This is a genomic window from Aporhodopirellula aestuarii, from assembly GCF_023701485.1.
Lineage (GTDB): Bacteria > Planctomycetota > Planctomycetia > Pirellulales > Pirellulaceae > Rhodopirellula > Rhodopirellula aestuarii.
The window spans coordinates 180762-202768 of the sequence record NZ_JAMQBK010000008.1; the positions used below are offsets into that span (position 1 = coordinate 180762).

Sequence of the window (22007 nt, forward strand, 5' to 3'; positions counted from 1 at the left end):
CGGTGCGAGTTTTTGCCAGACAAAAGGCGACGGCTTTGCCCGACGCGAGTATTCTGGGAAGCATGGCCATTCCCACATCTTCCTCTCCGGGTTCCGCTACCGACGCTCAGACGAATTCGCCTGCGGCGCCGATCGATGTCGCGGCTGCGGTGAGTGAGTTGGCCGCGAAGGCAAGTTCCCGAGACGAGTTCTTGCAGTGGGTCGCTGCCCATTTGGGTGAGTGGATGAAATCGCCACTGGTGGCGGTTCAGGACACGACGTGGGGACAGCCGCGGATGTTGATCCGCGATGAGAATCTCGCTCGCGGAATCGATCGCGAGCAAATCCGACATCTTTTGGAAACGTCCACGCCGTCGGTGACATCCACCACGATCGCTTGCGACCCTGCCGCGGCGGGAATTGTCATGGCTGGGGCGGAAGCAGGAACGTGCGGCGGGCTGTCTGCCGAGTTGATGCCCGAACCGATTCGGTGCAGCCTGCTCGTGGTTCAGCCGTACGAACGAGATGCGACCGAAATATTGCCGGCGATGCGGATGCTAGCCTCCACGGGTGACGCGGTTCGGGCGAGTCGTTTCCACATCGAGTCACGGCCATCGACCGGTGAGGAGAATCACGAGACGACGCAGACCAACGCCCTCGTCCCTGTATCGGACGGGGCAACACGTGACACGTCGATGCTACCGATCGGCGAGTTCGATCGGGACATGCCCATTCGCGCATCGCTACGTCGTTTCCACGGATCGCTCGATCCGACGACGACTGCGTACACGATCGCGTCGGAACTACCACGTTTGTTGTCTTGCGATCGAGCGGTCGTATTGACATCGGTCTCACGTCGTCGAAAGAATCGAAGATACCGTGTGACTGCAATCAGTGGTTCTTCCGTCGTCGATCGCCGCTCCCCTTTGGTTCGCACGATGAACGCTCTCGCCGATCGACTTGCGATCTTGGGTGAGCCGGTCGTCTTGCCCCCGCCCGTCGAGCCAGGATTGACTCAAGACGAAAAGTCCAAGGTCCATGACAAACGCGTAGACGAATTACCGCCGCAAGTCGTCGAAGCTCTCGAAGACTATCTCGATGAATCGGGCGTGCTTAGCGTGACGGTGCTGCCGATCTTTGCGGCCAGACCGTCGCGTCCTGACGCCGCACTGCAGCAAGTTGCAAACGAACGATTCGATACGGGTAGCGAAACCGCGAGCAGGGATGAGAGTTCGCCGATCGCGATGCTGATGCTAGAGACGTTCTCCGGTGAATCGAGCGGCCTCACGTCGGCCATGACCGAGGTCTGCCAGGAGGCGTCCACGGCGCTCGGCAATGCGATCCGTTATAACGACGTGTTCGTCTTGCCAATGCGCCGACCACTTGCCGGGATGACCCAGGCTGCGATTCGCAATTGGTCGATCGTGATCATCCTGTTCCTGGCTGGTCTCGCTGCCGCATCATGGTTTATTCGTGTCGACCACACCGTCGTTGCCACCGGAGTCGCACGCCCGGTCGAGCGACGAGCGGTCTTTGCGACCGTTGACGGCGTCGTTGACCTAATGCACGTGCGCGATGGACAACGAGTCGAGACAGGTGACGTGCTGGTCAGTCTTGAGAACGCCGAAATCGCACGCGAAACACAGTCTCTGTCTGGGCAACTCGCCACCGCTACCGAAAAACTCGCGTCGTTGCGTGCGATGCAGTTGGCTGCAAACGACGACCCACGCCGGGCTGCCCAAACGGCGATCGAGCAGGCGACACTCGAAAGCGAAATCCGGACGATCGGCAGACGACTGAAAATTAACGCTTCGATGCAGGAAGACTTGACGATCCGAGCACCGATCAGCGGCGTCATCGTGGGCTGGCGTCTTGACGAAAAGCTCCGTTCGCGACCCGTCAGTCGCGGGGATCGTTTGTTCGCAATCGTGGCTCCCGAAGGCGAATGGGAACTCGACCTCAAACTTCCCGAAGATAATGCGGGCGAAGTCATGCGTATCCATCATGGCGGGAAAAAACTGCCCGTCCGGTTTGCGATCGCGTCCCAGCCGACGCAAACTTACGATGCCGTGGTGGCACAAATCGGGGGTGTTGCGAGGCGTCGCGCCGATGCGACCAACGTGGTCGATGTGGTTGCTTCGGTTTTGCCAGATTCAAACGGACCGCTTCGCCAAGATGGTTTCCGTGGTGATGTCGATGTCACGGCGAAAATCGTTTGTTCGCCGCGACGCCTGATCGATTCACTCAGTGATGAGTTGGTCGCGTGGTGGCACCGTCACGTTTTGTTCCGCTTTCGCTGAGGTGCTGACCAAGTGAGCGGTGTGCAATCATCCACGAGTCGACGCCTCGGCGTGCGACATCAGGTCGGACTCAAGGCCGTCCGGGTTTCGCATCGTCATGCCGCGAGCGTGAACGTACACGATCCCGTTGCGGGCAAATATCATCGATTGCGGGAAGACGAATACTTTTTTCTCTGCCGGCTCGACGGCAACGTTTCGCTAGACGAACTACGAGACGAGTACCAACGAAGGTACCCCAACCGCCGCATCACTCCTGCGCAGATCAACGCGTTGTTGTTCCGCTTTCACGAGAGCGGGCTGACGATCTCGCACGCCCCCGGGCAAGGGGCCACGCTGTTGCTGCGTTTGGATCAAGAACGCCGTAAACGCTGGCTCGCCGCTGTATCTCAATGGTTGTTTATCCGCTTCCCCGGTGTCGATCCCGCGCCCGTGATGCGTTGGCTCGTACCGCTGACCAACCCATTGCTATCTCGCATCGGAGTCGTCACCGGGTTCATCTTCGTGGCTGCATCATTTGTTTTGATGTTGGTTCAGTACGATCGATTCGTCAGTGAGCTGCCATCGGCGGGAGAATGGCTGACGATGCAAAATGCGTTGATTCTTGCGGGCATCATTGCGTTGACCAAAATTGCTCACGAACTCGGACACGCTGCGGTATCTGAGCGATTTGGAGCTCGTTCCCGGAGCATCGGATTGATGCTGTTGGTGTTTACTCCGGCGTTGTACTGTGACACATCGCAGTCATGGATGCTGGCGAGTCGTTGGCGACGCGCGGCGGTTGCGTTGGCGGGGATTGCGACGGAGCTATTGATCGCGTCGGTATGCGTCTGGGTTTGGTTCGCTTCATCCCCCGGCCTGGTGCACACGATCGCCTCGCATGTGATCGTCGTTTGCGGGATCAGTACCGTGTTCTTTAATGCGAACCCGCTGTTGCGATACGACGGTTACTATCTCTTGTCTGATTTGACCGACGTTCCCAATCTCGGCGTTCGTGCGAATCGCAGGTTGACCGGGTGCTTGCGTCGAACCTGCCTCGGCGTCACCGACGATCAGCCCGTCATCGAACGCGTCGACCGTTCGATGTGGTTGCTCGTTTATGGTGTGGCCGCGGTTGCCTACCGATGGTTACTGATGTTCGCGATTATTACTTTTGTCTGGATGGCACTGCGTCCTTGCGGACTCGAAATCCTCGGTCAAATCGCGGCGGTTGCGGCCGTGGCTTGTATGTTGGCTGCCGCAGTGGTTCCGTTGCGAAAATTCTTGTCTAACCCATCGAACCGAAGGAAAATTCGCATGTCACGGTTGATGCTGACTACGGGGGTGGCTGCGTGCTTGATCGCGTTCGGATTCATCGAGCTGCCAAGAAACGTGGTCGCGCTCGCAAGGATGGTTCCGGAGGAGGAAACACGCGTTTACGTCGTGTCCGGTGGGGAACTCGCCGAATTGCATGTATGCCCTGGTCAACGAGTGGAGCAGGGCGATCTACTCGCGAGGTTAGAAAATCCGACCTTCGAACAACAACTCATCGACGCCGAGGGGCGGCTCGAACAGCAAACACGCCGGATCGAATCGCTTCGGCAATCTCAAACGCTCGTCCCGGAGGCCGCCGAGCATCTGGCGGCAGCGAATGAGTCGCTCGCCCAGCTGCGAGATGAAGTCGCCACGATCGAAAAGAAGCAAGTCGCTCTCTCCATCACCGCACCACGATCGGGAGTCGTCATTGCGGCAGCAGGCAATCGCGACGCAATCGGGACAGGCACGATGGATCTCGACGGGGACTCACTGGAGCCGGATGTCGAGCACTTGCCAACCACCGCACGCACCGGAGTGCGGCTCGCCTCCTGGTCCGGGAAGCCGACCGATCCGGAAAACCTCCGTTGCGTTTTCACACCGGGAACGGAACTGCTCAGTATCGCGGATCCCAACGATTGGGTTGCTGAGGTTGCCGTTGATGCCGCGGAGGCCGACCGGATCGATGTCGGTAGCCCGGCGGTGGTAATTTGGGACGCCGCCCCGACCGAACGGTTCACGGGCAAAGTAGTCGAAATCTCCGAAGAAACTTTCGAGCCGCAGGTGGACTCGGTTCGTCGCGATCATCCCGATGCTGCCCGCACTCGGTGGACGCCGGAAACGCGATACCTTGTTTCGATCGCGATCGAAAACGCGAGCCACAGCGAAAACTCCGAATCCGGACGCGCCGCGCCGACGTGGTTGGTCGGTGGCAGCGGAAGGGTCAAGATACCGGTCGCACCGCAGAGCCTTTGGCAACGTGTCGCAGAATGCTTCGCGGGAGTCTTTCGTTTCCGTTAGCCCATCTCTGTAGCGACCGTCGCTGGACGGTGGACCGCGTTCTGGCGCACGTATCTACCTATCAAGACTGCGTCTTTTTCAACAATGCGTTAGCGAACTCGCATCATATAGTTCACGAACTTCTCGTCAAGCTCTTTGACAGACATGCCGAATGCGGATTCGACCATTTCAATTCGCTCGCGACCGGTTCGTTCTCGCAACGGTTCACTCTTGCTGAGCTCCTGCAGGTATTTGATGTATTCCTCTTTCATGGTTCGGATCGCGAAATAGGTCATCGCCCAAGACTCACCGTAGGCGTCTTCGGCCGTCGCGGCCGATCGGAACCTCGAGTCGTCCGCGAACATAGTGACCAGCGAATCCGATGGGCGTTTGGGTTGATAGCGTCGCCAACGCTTCAGGTTGACGATGTTGACTCGGCCCACGCCTCGCCATCCGCGAGGATTGCTCAGGTCGGGCGACTCGAAAAACATCGCCAAACCTTCACTGACCCACATCGGGTTGTCCGCAAATCGTGTCTGCAGCCCGCAGTTATAGGCGAGCTGATGGGTGGCTTCATGAATGATCGTGGCGATGTTACGTTCAATGTTTGCGACGCGGTAAGTCGTCATCCAGTTACTTTCGAGGTGGTAGTAGCCGATCACGCTTTGTGCGGTTTCCCCAATCTCAGCACTGGCGTGTCTTAGAAACGCATTGCGGTCCCGCAGCACCACGGCGACGAGTGGGTATTTGGGCTCGTCAAGCGACACGCGTTGGTTTTTCCAGAACGTAAAAAATGCCCGGTACAGCGATTCGAACAACGTGCCCACGTCACGTGCATATTCCGTGTTCCCCTGATGCATGATCACGTAGTGGGCGGTGTGGAACGCGTCGAATCCGGCCGGCAGTTCGCTCAGCATCCGGTTTTCAAGTTCTGAAGCGGTAATCGGCGATGGGGGTGGACCGTTTTCACGGTGCGTGATTTGCTCTGGCTGAATCGACCAAATCCGCCCATCATCCCCCTGCAGCATCACCCCGCCGTCAGAGGCTTCGACCAGCACCTCGCCTTCGACCACTCGTTTCTCACCAACTAATTTGCCATCTTTAAGATCTCGAAAGACCACCTGATCTGCCGTAGCCATGCTCGCGAACGAGACGGCGATCCAAAGACAAAGAAGGCGGGAAAAGTCGCTTGGCGTGAGCATGCAGATGGGGGTGGGGGCAAAGCGTGCAGATAAGTAACGCAGGCGTGTCGAACCCGCTCGATTTTCATTGTAACGCATCGCCAACAAAACCGCCTCCGCACCATGAACACGACCGCTCGAAAAAATTCACTTTGGATGCTCGGCGTACTCTTTGTAGTGGCCGGGATCAATCATTTCGTGAGCCCTGAGGTGTACCGGCGGATCATGCCGCCCTACCTGCCCGCCCACCTGATGTTGATTTACGTGTCAGGCGTATTCGAGGTCCTCGGTGGTGTTGGGCTGCTCGTGCCGTCGCTGCGGCGCACCGCGGGATGGGGCCTGATCGCGCTACTCATCGCAGTTTTCCCCGCCAACGTACACATGGCGATGAACGTCGAGCAATTCCCGGCGTTCCCCCTAGCGGCGATCTACGCACGACTGCCACTGCAATTCCTTTTGATTGCCTGGGTTTACTGGGCCGCGATCAGGACCTCTCAGCGCGAGTGAGTACGACCTTGCCGCGGTCGACGCCAGACTCGATCCGCCGGTGCGCGTCGGCGCACTGCGCCATCGGGTATCGTCGGTCAATCGTGACTTTTAATTGACCGGCTTGATACAGTCGGATCAGTTCGCGCAAATCATCTGATCTCGGGTGCGCCAGCATGATGGTTCCCGATTTTGACAACGGCCACGTAATCGCCGTCATCAGCATCCCTTTGACATCGGGTTCTGTCGAAACGTATCGACCACCCTCATTCATGACGTTTCTCGCATCCCAATAGCCGGATTTACCCGCCGCGTCAAAGATCACGTCCCAGCGTTCACTCGAATCGGTAAAGTCGACTTGCTCGTAGTCGTAGAAATGGTCAGCACCGAGAGAGATGCAAAACTCGCGATTATCGCCACTGGCGACGGCATCACAGTGACACCCGTGCGCTTTGGCAATTTGGACAGCAAACATCCCCACCCCGCCACTGGCGCCGTTGACGAGAACGCGATCGCCCGCTTCCATCCGTCCGTGGTCACGCAGCGATTGCAACGCCGTTGTGCCGGCCAGAGGGATTGCAGCGGCATCTTCAAAAGGCATGTCCGCTGGGATCTTGGCAGCCGCGTCGACGGCACACACCGCGTAGTCCGCGCACGCTCCGCCGCGAGCCGAGTTCAAGAACGCCATGACACGATCGCCAGCGGAGAACGGCGCGTCTTCAGCACAATCGGCGACGATGCCCGCCACGTCGTATCCGGGTACACGAGGGAAACCGCCCGGAAGCAACCCCTTCATTTCGCCGCTCCGCAACCGATAGTCGATCGGATTAACGCTCGTCGCGAATACTTCAATCAAGATCTGTCCGGGCAAACGTTTGGGCATTGGAATGTCCGCCGCGTGCAGCACACTGGCATCTCCATAGTCATCAAAAACAATTGCATGCATGTCCGACAAATCCTCAATCATGGGGCATCAATCGTCTATCAAACGCAGATATCGCTCAGAGCGGAAATTCGATAACGCGGTGAATGTCGCCAAGCATCCTGGAAGGATGGAAACCTGGTGAATTCGACTACGAACTCGGCTCGTAATTTTCGGCACGATTTCCACTGAACCCAGCGATTCGTGTGCCAACCACCAACTATGTAGACGCGAAGATATCGAGGCCAAGGATTGGTCGGTGCCGGCTTACCCGTGGATGTTTGTTCGCTTCGTTTGTCGTTATCGCGGGGCCGTGAGGCAAATGAGTCCGTTCCTAAGAGGCCACTTTGCGACGCTGCATTTCCTGTCGGGCCAACTCACGGATCGGGCTGAGGTCTCGGGAGATGATGGACTGTCCGATCCCTAATTGCGGGTTGGCTATATCGTCGGACTCGTTTCGTGAATCCGCACCACCCAGGGCCGCAAGTTGTTGCAGCAGCTTCGGGGCGAGTTCTTCGCGGGTGTTTTGGATGACGCCCAAAAGGTCGGCGATGATCGACGAAACTTCATCCTCGCGTTTCTCCGATTGTCGGCCATAGGCCGTGATCAAACGGTTCACCAACACCGGTATCACATGCCGATCGTTGATCTTGACGGAAACAGCCACGGCAGCGTCATTGAGCAATGCCGTCTTTGCGGGATTGTTCTGCACGTTGCGGGCGATCTTGAGCAACGTTCCGCGGGCCTCCTTCGTACCGACGCGGACGACCAAATCGAGCGCCACAGGAAATCCCATCCGCGTTCTCGAGAGTGCAATCAGATCGACAAGCGATCGATTGTCGACGTGCATTTTCCCGAATGCCTTCACGATCTCTTTGTAGATCGAACAGTTTCGGATGTTGAGAACACACAGCATGCGGTGGAACGTCTTGTCCGAACGCCAATCATCAGGCATCAGTTCGAGCTTGCTCCGCAATGCCGCTTCGGCCCGATGTAGAGAACCTTGCGAGCGTTTGATTCTCGCAAGACATTCGCCGCTCGGGTCGAGCAAACGCAAATGTTGCAGCAACCGCCCGCCTTCGGATTCGTTGAGGCCGAACCGTTTCATGGGTTCGTCATGGGCGCTAGCGCAGACACTCACCGCTCGCTCGTAATCGTCCCAGTAATCGGGCCACTCGAGCTCTTCCATCAGTTTATATTTTTCTGCACTCCGCCAAGTCATACGTGTACTCCAGGGGAACTTTGCAGCGGCGTTCTACGAGTCTTTATAAGAACTCAAATGAATACTTGATAGGTTGCGCTCGCGATGAATGAATGGTGCGAGGCGCGAGTTGCTGCGCAAATTAGGTGGGAGGAAACGTTGCTACCTGCGGAAAGAATAGATGGCTGATTCTCCCTCAATGGTGCACTCATGTCAATTGAAACGGAAGACGCGGGTCGGCCCGCAGACTCGCGATCTCGTCTCGAACTCGCGAATGATTGACAACCCTGAACTCGGCACCGTTCTGCCCCAAGAAAGCTTGGGAAAGCAGGATTTCCTTGAGAAAAGCAGTTCCGGGCGCCTACCCACTAGGATTAAAAACCGAGAATGGTGGCGAATCTTGTTGCCGGGATACAAAAGGTCATGTGCAAAATGAGCGGCATCATCTTGCGCGTTGTTGGCGTCTAAACGCTTGCTGTGTCGCCGCTTTCTCAGATTTGCTGCGGTCGTGGGTGAGTCGATTGGTCGCACCCGTGGAGCGACTCAAACCACCGACTCGGCATCCGACGCAATCAAGGATGCCGAGATGGAAAGTAGACTTGGAGGCGGCTATGCCTGCGCGATCAAGTCCAAGAGCGTTTGTCGGACGACCTTGGGATTGGCGTTCGGGTTCCGGGCACGTGCCTTGCCGATCAGAGCACCCACTGCTTGTTGTTTGCCATCCTTGACGTCTGTAATCACTTGAGGGTTCTCGGCAAGAAGTTCCCGGCACAGTTCGACGAGGTCATCTTCGTTGACCGACTCGATGCCAAGTGCCGACATGGCGGCGTCAACGTTGTCGTCGTGTTCGAGCAAGTATTCGAAGACGTCTCGCGCTCGAGCGTTGTCGAGTTTGCCATCGACGATTTGATGAACCAGAGCGCCAAGGCGTTCAGCGGGAATCGGGAAGTCGCCCACGTCGAGGTTGCGTTCCTTCATCGTCCGCATCACGTCTTGCATCATCCACGCGGAGGTTTTGCGAGCGTCGCCACTTCGTGCTGCGGCGGTTTCGAAGTAGGCGATCACGTCAGGGCCTTGATTGACGATCACGTCCGCGTCATACAATTTCAGGTCATACTGGTCCTGCAACCGAGTTCGCGCGACGGCCGGCAGTTCGCCGAGTGTTTGGCCGATCTCTTCCACATATTCACGCGGTAATCGCACCGGCAGCAAGTCCGGATCTGGGAAGTATCGATAGTCTGCGGATTCTTCTTTCTCGCGTTGCGGGAAAGTCCGCTCGCTCGCGTCATCCCAGCCGAAGGTCCGCTTGGGGGCGTCGTCGATCGTTTGTCCGGTGTCTTCCCACGCGATCAGTTGTCGCTCGACTTCGTAATCGAGTGCACGTCCGACGTTGCGGAAGCTGTTGAGGTTTTTGATCTCGACGATCGGCGTTGCCACTTTTTTGCCGTCGACATCAAGGTGTAAGTTGACGTTTGCGTCGACGCGGAGGCTGCCCTGTTGCATCTCACAATCGGAAACGCCGAGGTGCGTGAGCAACAGTTTGAGTTCATTCAAACAGGCCTTGGCTTCGTCCGCCGATCGGATGTCGGGCTGGCTTACGATTTCCAGCAGGGGCGTGCCACATCGGTTGAGGTCGATTTTGGAATCCGAAATGCCCGCCGACTCGTCGTGCATGCTCTTTCCAGCGTCTTCTTCGAGGTGGGCACGAACGATTCCGATCCGCCGCGTGTTATCGGGATCCGCCGGGTCGGCGATTTCGATGAATCCGTCCGCACAGATCGGCAGATCGAATTGACTGATCTGATAACCCTTCGGCAAATCGGGATAAAAGTATTGCTTGCGGTCCCATTTTGTCAGCGGCGGGATATCACAATTGAGCGCCAACCCGGTTCGGACGGAAAGCTTGATTGCTTCGCGGTTGATCACCGGCAGTGCACCGGGCATGCCCAAGCAGACCGGGCAAACCTGGGTGTTGGCCGGCATGCCGAACTGCGTCGTGCAGCCACAGAACAGTTTCGTCTTCGTCTTCAATTGCACGTGAACTTCCAACCCGATGATCACGGTCACGGGATATTTGTTCAATGCGAGTCGTTGAGTGGTCGGCATGCGATTCCTGCTGCAGTGTTGTGATTTGCCGTGAGTCGTCACCGTGCACCGCAGCGAAGGCGGGTGGGTGAACTCGATATCGTGGCGACGGAGACTCGAGCCCGGTCGGCAGTACGTGCGATCAGGGGCGGAAGAGAACTCGCGCGAAAATCAGTGTCGATGCACAAAATAACCGATTCGGCTACTTCACGGCATCCCCGACACTCCACCGAATCACCATCACCATGCCGTACAACAACGCGGCGGTGTAAGCGAGCACGATCACGCCCCAAAAACACTTTTCGAGCCGCGAAAAACGGTCGCTTCGCCACAACAACGGCATTCCAAACGCACCTGTGACGACGAACAACACCGTCAGCACGGCCCATTTGCTCTTCTCAATCGTGCCCGCCTCGGCGAGTTGATCCTGGCGATCACGTAAATATCGCGGGACCACTTTTCCCGGTGCGATCACGAATCCGCGTCGGGGAGAATCGCTCACAGCGACGGCTCCCGCTTCTCCAACCGAATCGCTCCGCCACTTCCGCTCGCGGATGTTTCGGCGAGTCGATCCTGAGCGGTCTTGACCAGGGGAGCGACCGCCGCGTTGGAGGCATACAGTTCGACGATCGAGTACCAAATCTTTTTCGCCGCGATCGTCCGCCCCTCAAGATACAGTTGGTCTGCCTCATCCATTTTGGCCGAGATGATCCTCGCCGCTTCGCTTTGGTCGGTATCCGCCGCGGAAATGCGAGCGATCTTGTTTCTCGCCAGATTCACCAACGGTCGGTACTCGTCAAACTTGTCGCCGTTTTCGCCCGTTGATTTTTCACCGAGCAATGTGATCAAACTTTGGTATTTGTCGACCGCAGTCGCGTTGTCGCCGAACGTTTCATACCTCATCGCTTCGGCGCACAGCCGCTCCGCTTCGTTCTTGAGCGGCAAGTTACGGTTGAGTTTCACCGTCAGCGCGTGTTCTGCTTCCAACATCTCGACACGATCGATCTGTTCGGACGCCCAGGCGGTGTGTTGCCCATCAGGAAACTGGTGCACCATCGGTTCGAGATAGCTGATCTTGGCCTGCGACATCGACGATCGCGTGCCCTCATCAAGCAACGCTTGGGCACGCTCTCGCATCTTGTCTTCATTCAGCGGCCACGCCACCCAGACCAACATCGCGAGCAACAAACCCAGTACCGGCAACAGCACCCACGCTTTGTCATGCCATGGCGTGGCATCGATCACGCGGTCGGGGGTATCCGTTTTGGCGTGCTTACCCAGCAACACGCGGGCCTCTTCTCGGTCCGCTTGATTCGTCACCGCCAGTGGGCTGAATCCCGATGATGCATGTTCAGCGACACCGCTGCGAGACATCGCTCGACGGCGAACTTCGGCGAGCTGCAACTTGACCGCGTCGGCGGAGACGGGACGCGCCGCCGGATCTTTCGCTAGCAATTGCATTACCAACCGGTCCATCCAAACGGGCGTGTCCATCACCGTCGAGGCCACCGTGGTCGGTTCTTGGTACTGCAGGTTCGCGGTCGTTTCTTGGATCGTGGAACCGCTGATCGGTGGCGCCCCCGTGATCGCTTCATACATCAACGCACCGAGCATGTACAAGTCGCTGCGCGGTGTCACGGTGTCGTGCAGTCCCGGGGCTTCCGGTGGACGACGTTTGAGTTGTTCGGGCGATGGCGGCCGTTGGAAATGATACGGTCCCTCGCGAAAGGGAGCACTGCCATCTTCGCCCCGAACGTCGATCAAGACCGGACTCAAACCCGCGATGATGATCTTGTCTGGCCCCAATCGACCGTGCACGATCCCGCGGGTGTGAAGGTAACTGAGTGCGTCGGTAATCGGTTCGGCGAGATCGAGCACGGTTTCCCAAGGCAACCGGCCCCGACGCGAGATTTCGTCCGCGAGCGTCGGGCCTTCGATCAACTCGTGAGCCAGATACGCTTCGCTGTCTTCAAACCCGCCGCCATAGCACTTGCAAATTGCCGGATGGTCGAGCTTCTTTAGCCGCGCCCATTCCTCCGCAAACTGGGTGCGAGACTCCAACGTCCCACCGAAGGCGACGTGAAAGACTCGCACGGCGACGCTCTTACGCAGCGATACGTGGATCGCCCGCCACACGCGTGCATCCTTACTCATCGGGTTGGAACCCAACGGAGTTTCAATAGCGAGTGGTCCGAGTCGGCTGCGGGTCAAAGGTCGGCGAGGGGTTGAGGGAAGACGAAAAGCGAAGGGATCGGAACGCTCCAGTTCTGCGGCACAAACGGCGGCCGAATCGCGGGGCAGCTTCGATCAATAAACGTCGGCTCAGGCCGCACCGCTACAAATTATTCTTCTTCACAACATACACCACCGGGTAAGGCATGAATCGTTTCGATTCTTGCAAACGAATCGGTTGTCCCGCCGTCAAATCTCCTTCACCCGGTGTGATCGTGATCCAAGTTCGGTCTTTGGCGAGAATTTGATTTCGCAAAACCCTCGCAAAGCCCGGTTCAATCCCACCACGACGGGTGCCCATCAGTTCATCACCGATCTCGCGAAGGATTGGCTCGATTCGTTGGCCCGCCCGGTGAAGTCTCGCCTTCGCTTCCGGAGATGACCAGACCCCGGTCCACGCTTCTCGGATCCGATCGTTGTCGACGATGGCCTCGCGAAGAATCTGACGAAATAAATCACGGGCAGCCGGATCTTCCGCGATCGTTCCTACCACCGCCGACAACTCCTCTCGGAGTCGCTCATTGGCGGCGAGGTCTTTAAAAATATTTTCCACCGCCAATGCGATCTCGTCGAGATGTTCCTCGACAATCGGGATGACCTCTTCGTCGACGAATCGTCGCCATTCCTCGACCAACAATTCACGTTCGGGAAGCGGTGACTTGTCGTAGATCGCTCGCCAACCGAATCGCCACAACGATGCTTTGTTCCAAACCTCCCGGCCGATTGATTCGGCGGGTTCTTGGCCGTGGCGTTGCACGATCGGCAAGACCTCTTCGCGAACCAGCGGCACGATTCGTTCACGCACGATCTCTTCGCGATAACGCGATATGAGCGCATCAATCTCTTCATCGTGTCGCTCAATCGCTTCACGCAACGCCGTCTCAATGAGCGGCACGGTGGCTTGGACGGATTCGACCACCAATGGCAAAATTTCGCGAGCCACCGCGTCGGCGTGAGTCTCGAACGCGAGCGTCAACTTCCGCTGCAACTCTTCCCGCTTCTGGGGCGGCACCATGGTTGCCAGCACGTCTCCCAAACGACCGCTGTTGCGATGAACCGTGAACGCCGCCGCGGTCGACCAAGCGTCCGACTCAAACACCGTTACCGTCAACTGATTGTCGGAATCGTCGTGCTGCCGAACCGAGGTGACGTATCCGATCTCCCGCCACGCATCCGGCGCGTTGTCATCGGTAGCATCGGAACCCGCCGTCTGGGAATCCTTCGCATTCGGAGCAAACACCACATCGCCGACCCGAACGATTCCCGTCGGATCCGCGATCGCAAACGACGCTTGCCGCGTCCACAGCGATCCGAGCATCAGCTCAGCGGGACTTTCGCGTTGCGATGTGGCGGCTCGGGCTTCGTCATCAGCGTTGCCTCCGCCGAGCATCCAAGATGTCCCGGCGACGATCACCACGACCCAAAAGATCGCACCGACCCATCGTTGATTCTTTTGCGTCATGAGGAGCCTCCCGAGAACTGCATGCTGCGCAGGCGATCGACATAGACCGCCCCAATAATGATCACCCCGAGCAGAATGTTTTCAACTTGATTTTCGAGCTCCAAGGCCGTGCAACCGAGATTGATCACGCCCATGATCAAGACCCCGCACAATGTTCCGACGATACTTCCCCGGCCGCCCAACAACGATCCGCCACCGATCACGACCGCCGCGATGATTTCCAGTTCCAAGCCCATGCCCGCCGTCGCGTCACCTTTTTCCAGCCTCGCGATATCGACACATCCGGCCAACCCGAACAGCGCACCCGCGATCACGTAAACGAGAATCTTCGTCCGAGTGACCCGCACGCCGCATAACCGCGCCGTCGCCTCGCTCGAACCGATCGCAAACACGTGACGACCGAACACCGTCTTGTGCAACACCACCGCGACCACGATCGAGAGGGCCAGCGTCAGCCACACGCCCCAACCGAAATTGGGCAACGGATACAAATACGGAATCCACATCGGATCGGGATACTGCGTCACCATCGATCGCAGCCAATCGGGGATGGTCTCGCGCGGCGGCGTGATCGTGCCGCCCTGATCGCACAAGAATTTCCCGAACCCCATGAAAATCGTCATCGAACCGAGTGTGATGATGAACGGCACCAGCTTTAATGAGGCAATCAGAACACCGTTGAACAAACCGCACGCGGCCCCAGACAACACCGCCGCCACGATCGCCGTTTGAATCGAGTAACCGCTGTCCAACGCCACCGCCGCAACACAGCCACACATGGCCGCTGCGGTTCCGGCGGATAAGTCGATACCGCCACTGATGATGATCAACGTCATGCCCAATGCGGCGATGCCGATCTTCACGCTCTGCACGCCCACCAACCGGGCCGACGAGATCGACGAAAAATTCCCTTCTGTCCCCGTAATCCATTCCGCCGCCGCGAATACAATTACCACGATCAACAAGGCGAGCATCGGACCAAAAAGAGTGAGCAGTCGCTTCATGGGGAGATGGGGAGATGGGGAGATGGGGAGATGGGGAGAAAGCGTTCCGCAGATAATTCTATCGCAAAGACGTTTACCCCATAGTCGTCATCTTGCTCGGCGAATGGCAAAACACGGTTTCTAGTTTGCCTCGTGCGTCTGTTTCGCGGTCTCAACGATGAAAACCGCGGATCGAGTTCGTTAAGGACGGGCGGGAGCGACTTAGAAAATGAAACGAATCTTGCCATCGACCAGCTTTAACTTGGCATCAAACAGCTTCCCCGCCTTCGAGCGGAAACCTTTGATCACTGGAGTCTCGCCACCTTTGAGCAATTTCTTCGCGTTCGTCATCGAGATCTTTTTGCCAGACATCGTTTTCCAAATCGTCAACCCACAACCGTCCCGCCACCGAGTACAGCTATACGATTTCGATTGTTCGGTCACCGGGCTCCCGCACAATGGACAAACGCCGAGTGGCTTTTCGCTTGCCGCTCCGCCACCCTCCGCTTTGGCCGTCGCTCTCGTCGAGTCGTTTTGACCTGCGTCCTTGCTGCGTGATCCTTTTGCCTGCGAACCGCCTGATTTTCCGGACGGTGTGGAAGTCGACGGTGGGGCCGCCCCGTCTTGTTCGTTGCCCTGTGGTATCGGGATCTCGACGGTAACGCCCGGGTTCGACATCGCCAACAAAAATGGATAACCGTCATCGATCACCACGGGAGAAGTCGTTACGCCGAGCTGCAGCAGTTCGCGAACCTGCGCCATCGACAAGTCCACGCCCCGATAAGTCGGCTGCAGCACGAACTGACATCCCTTTCGCCAGCCCGAACACCCGAACGCTTTCTTTCCCGCGATCACCGGTTCGCCGCATCGCGGGCATGGACCGTAGATCTTGTGATCGATCGACATCGAATCGCTGTGTTCGATGATCCCACGGGTGTATTCGGCGATCTCATGCATAAACACATCGGCCGACAATTTTCCGGCTTCGATCTGTTTCAGCTTGGCTTCCCATTCGCCAGTCAATTCCGGCGAAGTCAAGTTGCGATCACGTACGATTGCGACGAGATATCGACCCAGATCGGTGGCGACAACGTTTTTCTTCTCGCGAGCGATGTATTTACGATTCAGTAACGTTTCGATAGTGGCCGCACGTGTCGCGGGGGTTCCCAACCCTTTCTCCTTCAAGGCTTCACGCAGTTCCGCTTCGTCGACCAGCCTCCCCGCCGTGTCCATCGCACCGAGCAACGTGTTCTCGGTGAAATGTTTGGGCGGTGAAGTCTCGCCCGCCTTCACAAAAGGTTTGTGTGGCCCTGTTTCGCCTGGTTTGAATTCCGGCAACACTTGCTGTTCGTCCGCATCCTTGCCACGTTTGGCTTTGCGTGGATACAACTCCGTCCACCCCGGCACGACAACTCGCACGCCGCGAGCCCTAAAATCAACCTCGCCAGCTTTCGCATCTACCGTCGTAATTTCTTTTTCACACGGTGGATAGAACGCCGCGATGAAACGAACCACAATGGCGTCATAAACCTTCTGTTCGCGATCGCGGAGCACCCCGGCCGTTGCTCCCGTCGGGATGACGGCATGGTGGTCGGACACTTTGGCGTCGTTGACGATGCGGGCGGTGAACGGCAACGCTTTCAAATCAAGTTTGCCGATCTCTTTCGGTTTGAGAGAGCGAAGTTGCTCCATCACAACCGGGATATCCTTCCGCATGTCTTTGCTGAGGTACTGCGAATCGGTTCGCGGGTACGTAATCAGCTTGGCTTCGTAGAGCGATTGGGCGGCGGCCAACGTATCAGCCGCTGAGATGCCGTAGCGACGACTCATGTCTCGTTGCAACTCGGTCAAATCATAAAGCTGTGGCGGTTGAGATTTCTCAGCCTTGCTGGCGACCTTTTGAACCTCCAGTGGATGAGTGGCGGCAATCTTGAGCTTCGCATTGGCGTCGTCCTCTTTGTCGAAACGTTTGCCGGTATGACGAAACTGAACCTCGCGGTACTTCGTCAATAATTCCCAAAAGGGTTCGGGGCGAAACGTACGGATCTCATCATCGCGGCGAACGATCATCGCGAGCACCGGAGTTTGCACCCGCCCCAAACTCCATAACAAACCCGAGGCACTCCGACCTGCAGTGCCGCGTCCCGCATCATCGTGGCCTGACCTGCCCCTGCTCACTCCACCGCGGTAGCGGACCGTGTAATTGCGAGTCGCGTTGAGACCGACGACCCAATCCGCTTGGCTCCGGCACCGCGCCGCGGCGTACAGATTGTCGAAGTCCGATAGCGGACGGAGCGAACGAAACGCGGCCGAAATCGCAGTCGGCGTCAATGAACTCAGCCACAACCGCTCCGCCGGTTTCTTCGTGCACGCGGTAAGCGTGAGGATATAGCGAAAGATCAACTCGCCCTCACGCCCGGCGTCCGTCGCACAAATCAGTGAGTCGGCGTCGCGAAACAATCGCTTGATCACCGCAAATTGCTTCTTCGCCCCATCATCACCGCGAAGTCGCAATTGAAACTTTTCGGGAATAAAGGGCAGCGACTCGAGCGTCCAGCGTTTGAGCGATGGGTCATAATCGCCGGGCTCCTTCAGTTCGACCAAATGGCCGAACGCCCAAGTCACTTGATAGCCATTGCCTTCGAAATACCCATCGCGACGATCCGACGCTTTCAAAAACGACGCCAAATCACGAGCGACAGAAGGCTTTTCCGCCAGAATCACCTTCACCGCAATCCCTTTGTATCTGGACCATGAACGCCACGTCCGCGTGTTCCCAATCCCCGCTTGCCAAGCCATCGAGTGGCCGGCATAATCCCCGCTCCGTTTTGGGAAGAAAACACGCCATCGTCACCAAATGTACATGGCTTACCCAATCCGGCAAACCGGAGCGAACGGACCACGAAGACACAAGTTCCGGTCGTGTTCTCGAGCAGCACCCTTGCCGCGAGAGCCAAAAAAGTCCATCATAAGAACTGACGAAAGGCGAGTCTCCCAACGTCGAGGCAGCCGACTAATCGTCACAACAAACCACGTGCACCCGTGGCGCAACTGGATAGCGCATCGGTCTTCGGAACCGAGGGTTGGGGGTTCGAATCCCTCCGGGTGTACTCTTTGCAATCTGCGAACTGATGCTGCCACGCAAGTTCGCAAAGAGTGCCGAATGTGACGGCTTTGTTTTTGCCGCGAAAAACGCCTGGTTTTTACGGTGTTCGCGGCTTCCCGAGACTCTCGGGGGTCTCTTGTTGGCCGGTACCGGTGAGCCCTCTCAACCGAAAGTTGACGACTCTCCGCCGAGACTATCGCGCTCTCGCCTTTTGGCAGCGCTCTAAGTTCATTCGCCGGATGCTTCGGCCCCTGCGAGCCAGACGAAAGAAATCATGCTCGGGTTAACAGCCGCTGATGCCACGTAGTGTGAAAAGATGCGAATGGTTGTGCAGACTGGGGAAGTCGACAGTACTCGCACGCGTTGTTTACACGCTCGATTATGATTTCTCGCGTTGCCTTGTCCATGCTACCGAGCAGCGTTCAGAACACGCTGCGATTTGGCTTGGAGCACCGAAATCAGGTCAATGACGTCCACGAAACTCTTGTATTCCGCAACTTCTTCTTCAGTGAGACTGCCATCGCTCGATTTGGTTGCAAGCTCGTCGATGCGGCTTTGCATCTCCGCGTCGGCTTTCAAATCCACAACGCGACGAGCGACTTCAGGTGTGAAGGCGTCAGTGACGGGATCTAGGATTCGATCAAAAAGTTGGATAGCGTTCATGCCGATATTGTACCACGCCGTCCCACGAATAGAGCGATAGATCGACGAACCGTCCGCAAACGAAAAAAGCCGCGACTTTGGGCGAACGTGGCGGCGTAAGGGCGAAGTTTGGAAAGTGTTTGGGGTTGGTGACCAGTCCTCGGTCAGGTGGGATCGGTTTTGGGGAGCCGCTTCCGAAGATCCGCCCACATGGAACGTTGCTGTTCCCAGTCGAGCGTTTTGGCGATGGGGCGGACTTCGCGTTCTAGGATCGCGTCGCGACCTTGGACGGTTCGCGGTAGGGCGAGGATAGCGTCTTGGATGTCCGGAGCCAAATTGTCGAGCCACATAATCTGGGACATGCGGGTGGTGGAGATTTGGCCGTAGTGGGCCAGTTCGCTTTGGTTGATGATGACGCTGTCGCGGACGAGATCGCGGCAGCGATGGGCCAGGGCCAGCAACCGCGTGATCCGTGGGATTCGCCCGAGCGGCTTGTCAGGGGCCTTGCCGTCGGCGAGCGACTTGCTGCCGTTGCGCCGAACTTGAACGTGGAACGATTTGTTGATGGTGAGCTTGGCGTTCATGCGGGCACCTCCATGCTTTCGGCGGTCAGGCTTTGCATGCCGGTGTCGTGGAACGTGATGCCGACGTTGCCCGCGACCCCATCGAAGTCGACGCGGTCAACGAGCAGTGCGGTAAGGCGGACTTGTTCACGGGGCTGAATCGTTTGCCAAAGTTCTTCGAAGCCAGAAAGCAGTCGCCGGACATCCGTGTTTTCAATGGCCTGGTCTTCGAGAGACTGTATTTCGCTGGCGATGGCTTTCAGGCGATCTTCGGCGGAGTCGATTCGTGCTTGCAGTTCAGGCAAGCCAGCGACTCGGCCATTGTTTGCCACGTTGGCGGCGATCGCTCGTAACTTTTCATGATCGTTGCGAAGTTGCCGTTGCAGCGATTTGCGTTCCGCCTCGAGATTTGTCCGAAGCTGATTGGATCGCGACTCGATTTGCTCGATTGTTTGGTTGAGCATGTCTTCGTCGGTGCCGATGGTTTGAATTTGTTCGACAACAAAGCGTTCGATTTCGCCTGCTGGCACCGATGGAGCCGGACATTTCGCCCAGCCCTCTTGCATCGCGGTACCGCAGACGTAGTAGCGATATCGCTTGCTTCCCTTGCAACTGTACGAGTGGGTCATGGGGCGGCCACAGGCTTTGCACCAGATCAGGCCTTTGAGCAATGCATTGTGTTTGTTGCGGACACCTGTGCCGCCGGATTGACCGTTAGCCTTGAGTTGATTCAGCACGCGGCGAAACAAGTCGAGCGGCACGATGCCATCATGCTCGCCCTGGTGTGTTTCATCCTTGTATCGAATCTTGCCGATGTAGGTGACGTTGGTTAGCAACTTGTAAACCGCGTTCTTCGTGAAAGCTCGGCCGCCTCGATGGTCGCCCTTCTTCGTCACCCACTGTTTGGTCGTCCAACCGCGTTGTCGAAGTTCTTTGACGACCGGCAGCAGTGAGCGATGTTCGATATACAGACCAAAAATCTGTCGAACGCGGTCGGCTTCGGTTTCGTCGACGACCAATTTGGTATTCTCGACCGTGTAGCCCAGCAGCGGCATTCCACCGGACCATTTGCCGCGGCGGCGTGAGGCAGCCACCTTGTCGCGAATTCGCTCGCTGATCATTTCTCGTTCAAACTGGGCAAACGACAACAGCACATTGAGCACTAGCCGGCCCATCGACGTTGATGTGTTGAACTGCTGCGTGACGCTGACGAACGAGACACCGTGCTGGTCGAACGCCTCCACGATCTTGGTGAAGTCGAGCAGCGATCGGCTGAGTCGGTCGACTTTGTAAACGATCACACAGTCAATTTCACCGGCCACGATGTCGGCGAGCAATCGCTTCAATGCCGGTCGTTCCATGTTGCTGCCGGTGAAACCGCCGTCATCGTACGACTTTGGTATAACATCCCAGCCTTCGTGTTTTTGCGAAGCGACATAGGCCTCAGCAGCATCACGCTGGGCATCGAGAGAACTGTATTCTTGCTCGAGTCCCTCTTCGGTGCTCTTGCGTGTGTAGATCGCACATCGCACCGTCTTCTTTGGATCTTTCATCATTTGGATTCCTGTTGATCAAGTTTGAAGAACCGGTTGCCGCTCCAGTGCGACCCGGTGATGTGTTTGGCGACGGCCGAAAGCGAACGAAACAGCTCGCCTTCAAATTCAAAGCCACCGGCTGTGACGCGAACCCGAATCTCGCGGCCCTTGTAGACGCGTGTGATCAGCGTTCCCGGCAGCGGTGTTGCCGACGATTGCACGCCGGTCGGGAGGACTCGGGTGCGTTTGGCGGCATCGTTTGAGAGACGCCGGGTGGCCGGCGAAGTGACTCGTAAGTCCGCTCCGTCGGCCAGTTGACGGATGCGATTGATCGCGTCCGCCGAAAGACCGCCTTCGACATTCGCCTGCATCCGCCACACGATTCGGCGGACCAGCCATTTGCGATTCTTCGCGTTGGTCGTTTCGCCAGTGACAGTGGCGAATTGATCGCGTAGTTCGCCACAGGTCATCTTCTGCAATCGAGCGACCTCCTTGGCAACGTTGAGCTTCATTTGGGACTCCTGCGTTGGTGTGTTTCTTCCGCCGAGACGTTCGGCGGTGTGACACAGAGCCATGAGTTCGCGGCAGAGTCAACCGAACGTTGGCAACTTTCGGAAGAAGTCTCAGTTTTTTGCAGGGAGACTCGCGACAACGCTCGCAAGTTGATGATCGCGTCGGCCAAACAAGTGGCGATTTGGAGTTGGCGGGACTGGGGTGAAGGCGATGAAGATTCGACTTTTGTGAGCATCCAAACTCGGGGGATTGAGGGCACCGATGGTCATCGGCGTTGGCATAGAGCTTCCATGGGCGGGTCGTTGTTTGGGGAGATGGTTGGGTGGTTTTTGGGTTGAGATTTCGTTCGGACAAGCGAAACAAACTGTGCCTAATAGCGTGGCTGTTCCGGTGGCCCTGTCATGAAAAAGATCCGCCGGGAGGACCCGTTCGATTCCTGTCGATGGCCCTCGTCTTCGTGACCGATAGTTGCAGCATTAGATGACCAACCGGCGGAAGAACTTCTTTCTTCTTTCCGGCCCATGTCGC

Annotated in this window: 16 protein-coding genes and 1 tRNA gene; 4 read left to right on the plus strand and 13 right to left on the minus strand. The window is 57.3% G+C overall.

Going from position 1 to position 22007, the window contains the following annotated elements; translation table 11 throughout:
* Nucleotides 1-62: 62 nt before the first annotated feature.
* Both NB063_RS02170 and NB063_RS02175 read left to right on the plus strand, forming a co-directional pair.
* Nucleotides 63-2279 (plus strand): HlyD family secretion protein, encoded by a 2217-nt coding sequence (locus NB063_RS02170; RefSeq protein ID WP_250927087.1) that lies wholly within the window; start codon nt 63-65, stop codon nt 2277-2279.
* 21 nt (nt 2280-2300) lie between these two features.
* A complete protein-coding gene (locus tag NB063_RS02175) occupies nt 2301-4589 on the plus strand; it encodes an HlyD family efflux transporter periplasmic adaptor subunit (protein WP_250927088.1) in 2289 nt (762 codons plus the stop codon).
* A gap of 89 nt (nt 4590-4678) precedes the next feature.
* Here the strand turns inward: NB063_RS02175 and NB063_RS02180 are convergent, their stop codons facing one another.
* The gene (locus NB063_RS02180) at nt 4679-5707 is read right to left on the minus strand and encodes a DUF1570 domain-containing protein (RefSeq protein ID WP_250927089.1); all 1029 of its coding nucleotides are present in this window, start codon (nt 5705-5707) and stop codon (nt 4679-4681) included.
* A gap of 165 nt (nt 5708-5872) precedes the next feature.
* Between NB063_RS02180 and NB063_RS02185 the strand changes: the two genes are divergently transcribed.
* Nucleotides 5873-6256 carry a DoxX family protein gene (locus NB063_RS02185; RefSeq protein WP_250927090.1) on the plus strand — a complete coding sequence of 128 codons (384 nt, stop codon included), beginning with the start codon at nt 5873-5875 and terminating at the stop codon, nt 6254-6256.
* Here NB063_RS02185 and NB063_RS02190 read toward each other — a convergent pair.
* The 8 genes from NB063_RS02190 to NB063_RS02225 all read right to left on the minus strand — a co-directional run bounded on the left by NB063_RS02190 (nt 6234) and on the right by NB063_RS02225 (nt 17919).
* Nucleotides 6234-7202, minus strand: coding sequence for an NAD(P)-dependent alcohol dehydrogenase (locus NB063_RS02190; protein WP_250927091.1), 969 nt, complete (start codon nt 7200-7202; stop codon nt 6234-6236). The two genes, NB063_RS02185 and NB063_RS02190, sit on opposite strands and share 23 nt — an antisense overlap.
* A gap of 289 nt (nt 7203-7491) precedes the next feature.
* Nucleotides 7492-8379: a hypothetical protein gene (locus NB063_RS02195; protein WP_250927092.1), complete on the minus strand. Its 888-nt coding sequence runs from the start codon at nt 8377-8379 to the stop codon at nt 7492-7494.
* 588 nt (nt 8380-8967) lie between these two features.
* The gene (gene gatB / locus NB063_RS02200; protein WP_250927093.1) at nt 8968-10464 is read right to left on the minus strand and encodes an Asp-tRNA(Asn)/Glu-tRNA(Gln) amidotransferase subunit GatB; all 1497 of its coding nucleotides are present in this window, start codon (nt 10462-10464) and stop codon (nt 8968-8970) included.
* A 181-nt stretch (nt 10465-10645) separates the two neighbouring features.
* Complete coding sequence (locus tag NB063_RS02205; protein ID WP_250927094.1) at nt 10646-10945, minus strand: hypothetical protein; 300 nt, start codon at nt 10943-10945, stop codon at nt 10646-10648.
* Entirely contained in the window at nt 10942-12654 is a 1713-nt protein-coding gene (locus tag NB063_RS02210) for a serine/threonine protein kinase (RefSeq protein WP_322975039.1), read from the minus strand. Before NB063_RS02210 ends, NB063_RS02205 begins: the two co-directional genes overlap by 4 nt.
* Nucleotides 12655-12778: 124 nt before the next feature.
* The gene (locus NB063_RS02215; RefSeq protein ID WP_250927096.1) at nt 12779-14137 is read right to left on the minus strand and encodes a hypothetical protein; all 1359 of its coding nucleotides are present in this window, start codon (nt 14135-14137) and stop codon (nt 12779-12781) included.
* On the minus strand, nt 14134-15141 hold the full coding sequence (locus NB063_RS02220) for an ABC transporter permease (protein WP_250927097.1): 1008 nt from the start codon (nt 15139-15141) through the stop codon (nt 14134-14136). The genes NB063_RS02215 and NB063_RS02220 overlap by 4 nt, the downstream gene beginning before the upstream one ends.
* Before the next feature lie 201 nt (nt 15142-15342).
* Nucleotides 15343-17919: a type IA DNA topoisomerase gene (locus tag NB063_RS02225; protein ID WP_250927098.1), complete on the minus strand. Its 2577-nt coding sequence runs from the start codon at nt 17917-17919 to the stop codon at nt 15343-15345.
* Between the two features lie 237 nt (nt 17920-18156).
* Between NB063_RS02225 and NB063_RS02230 the strand changes: the two genes are divergently transcribed.
* Nucleotides 18157-18230 (plus strand) — tRNA-Arg (locus tag NB063_RS02230).
* Nucleotides 18231-18634: 404 nt separating this feature from the next.
* On the opposite strand, the gene NB063_RS02235 is transcribed toward NB063_RS02230, so the two are convergent.
* The 4 genes from NB063_RS02235 to NB063_RS02250 all read right to left on the minus strand — a co-directional run bounded on the left by NB063_RS02235 (nt 18635) and on the right by NB063_RS02250 (nt 21478).
* On the minus strand, nt 18635-18889 hold the full coding sequence (locus NB063_RS02235) for a hypothetical protein (RefSeq protein ID WP_250927099.1): 255 nt from the start codon (nt 18887-18889) through the stop codon (nt 18635-18637).
* A gap of 143 nt (nt 18890-19032) precedes the next feature.
* Nucleotides 19033-19452: a hypothetical protein gene (locus NB063_RS02240; protein ID WP_250927100.1), complete on the minus strand. Its 420-nt coding sequence runs from the start codon at nt 19450-19452 to the stop codon at nt 19033-19035.
* A complete protein-coding gene (locus NB063_RS02245; protein WP_250927101.1) occupies nt 19449-20987 on the minus strand; it encodes a recombinase family protein in 1539 nt (512 codons plus the stop codon). The genes NB063_RS02240 and NB063_RS02245 overlap by 4 nt, the downstream gene beginning before the upstream one ends.
* Nucleotides 20984-21478: a DUF2924 domain-containing protein gene (locus NB063_RS02250; RefSeq protein WP_250927102.1), complete on the minus strand. Its 495-nt coding sequence runs from the start codon at nt 21476-21478 to the stop codon at nt 20984-20986. Before NB063_RS02250 ends, NB063_RS02245 begins: the two co-directional genes overlap by 4 nt.
* Between the last annotated feature and the right edge of the window lie 529 nt (nt 21479-22007).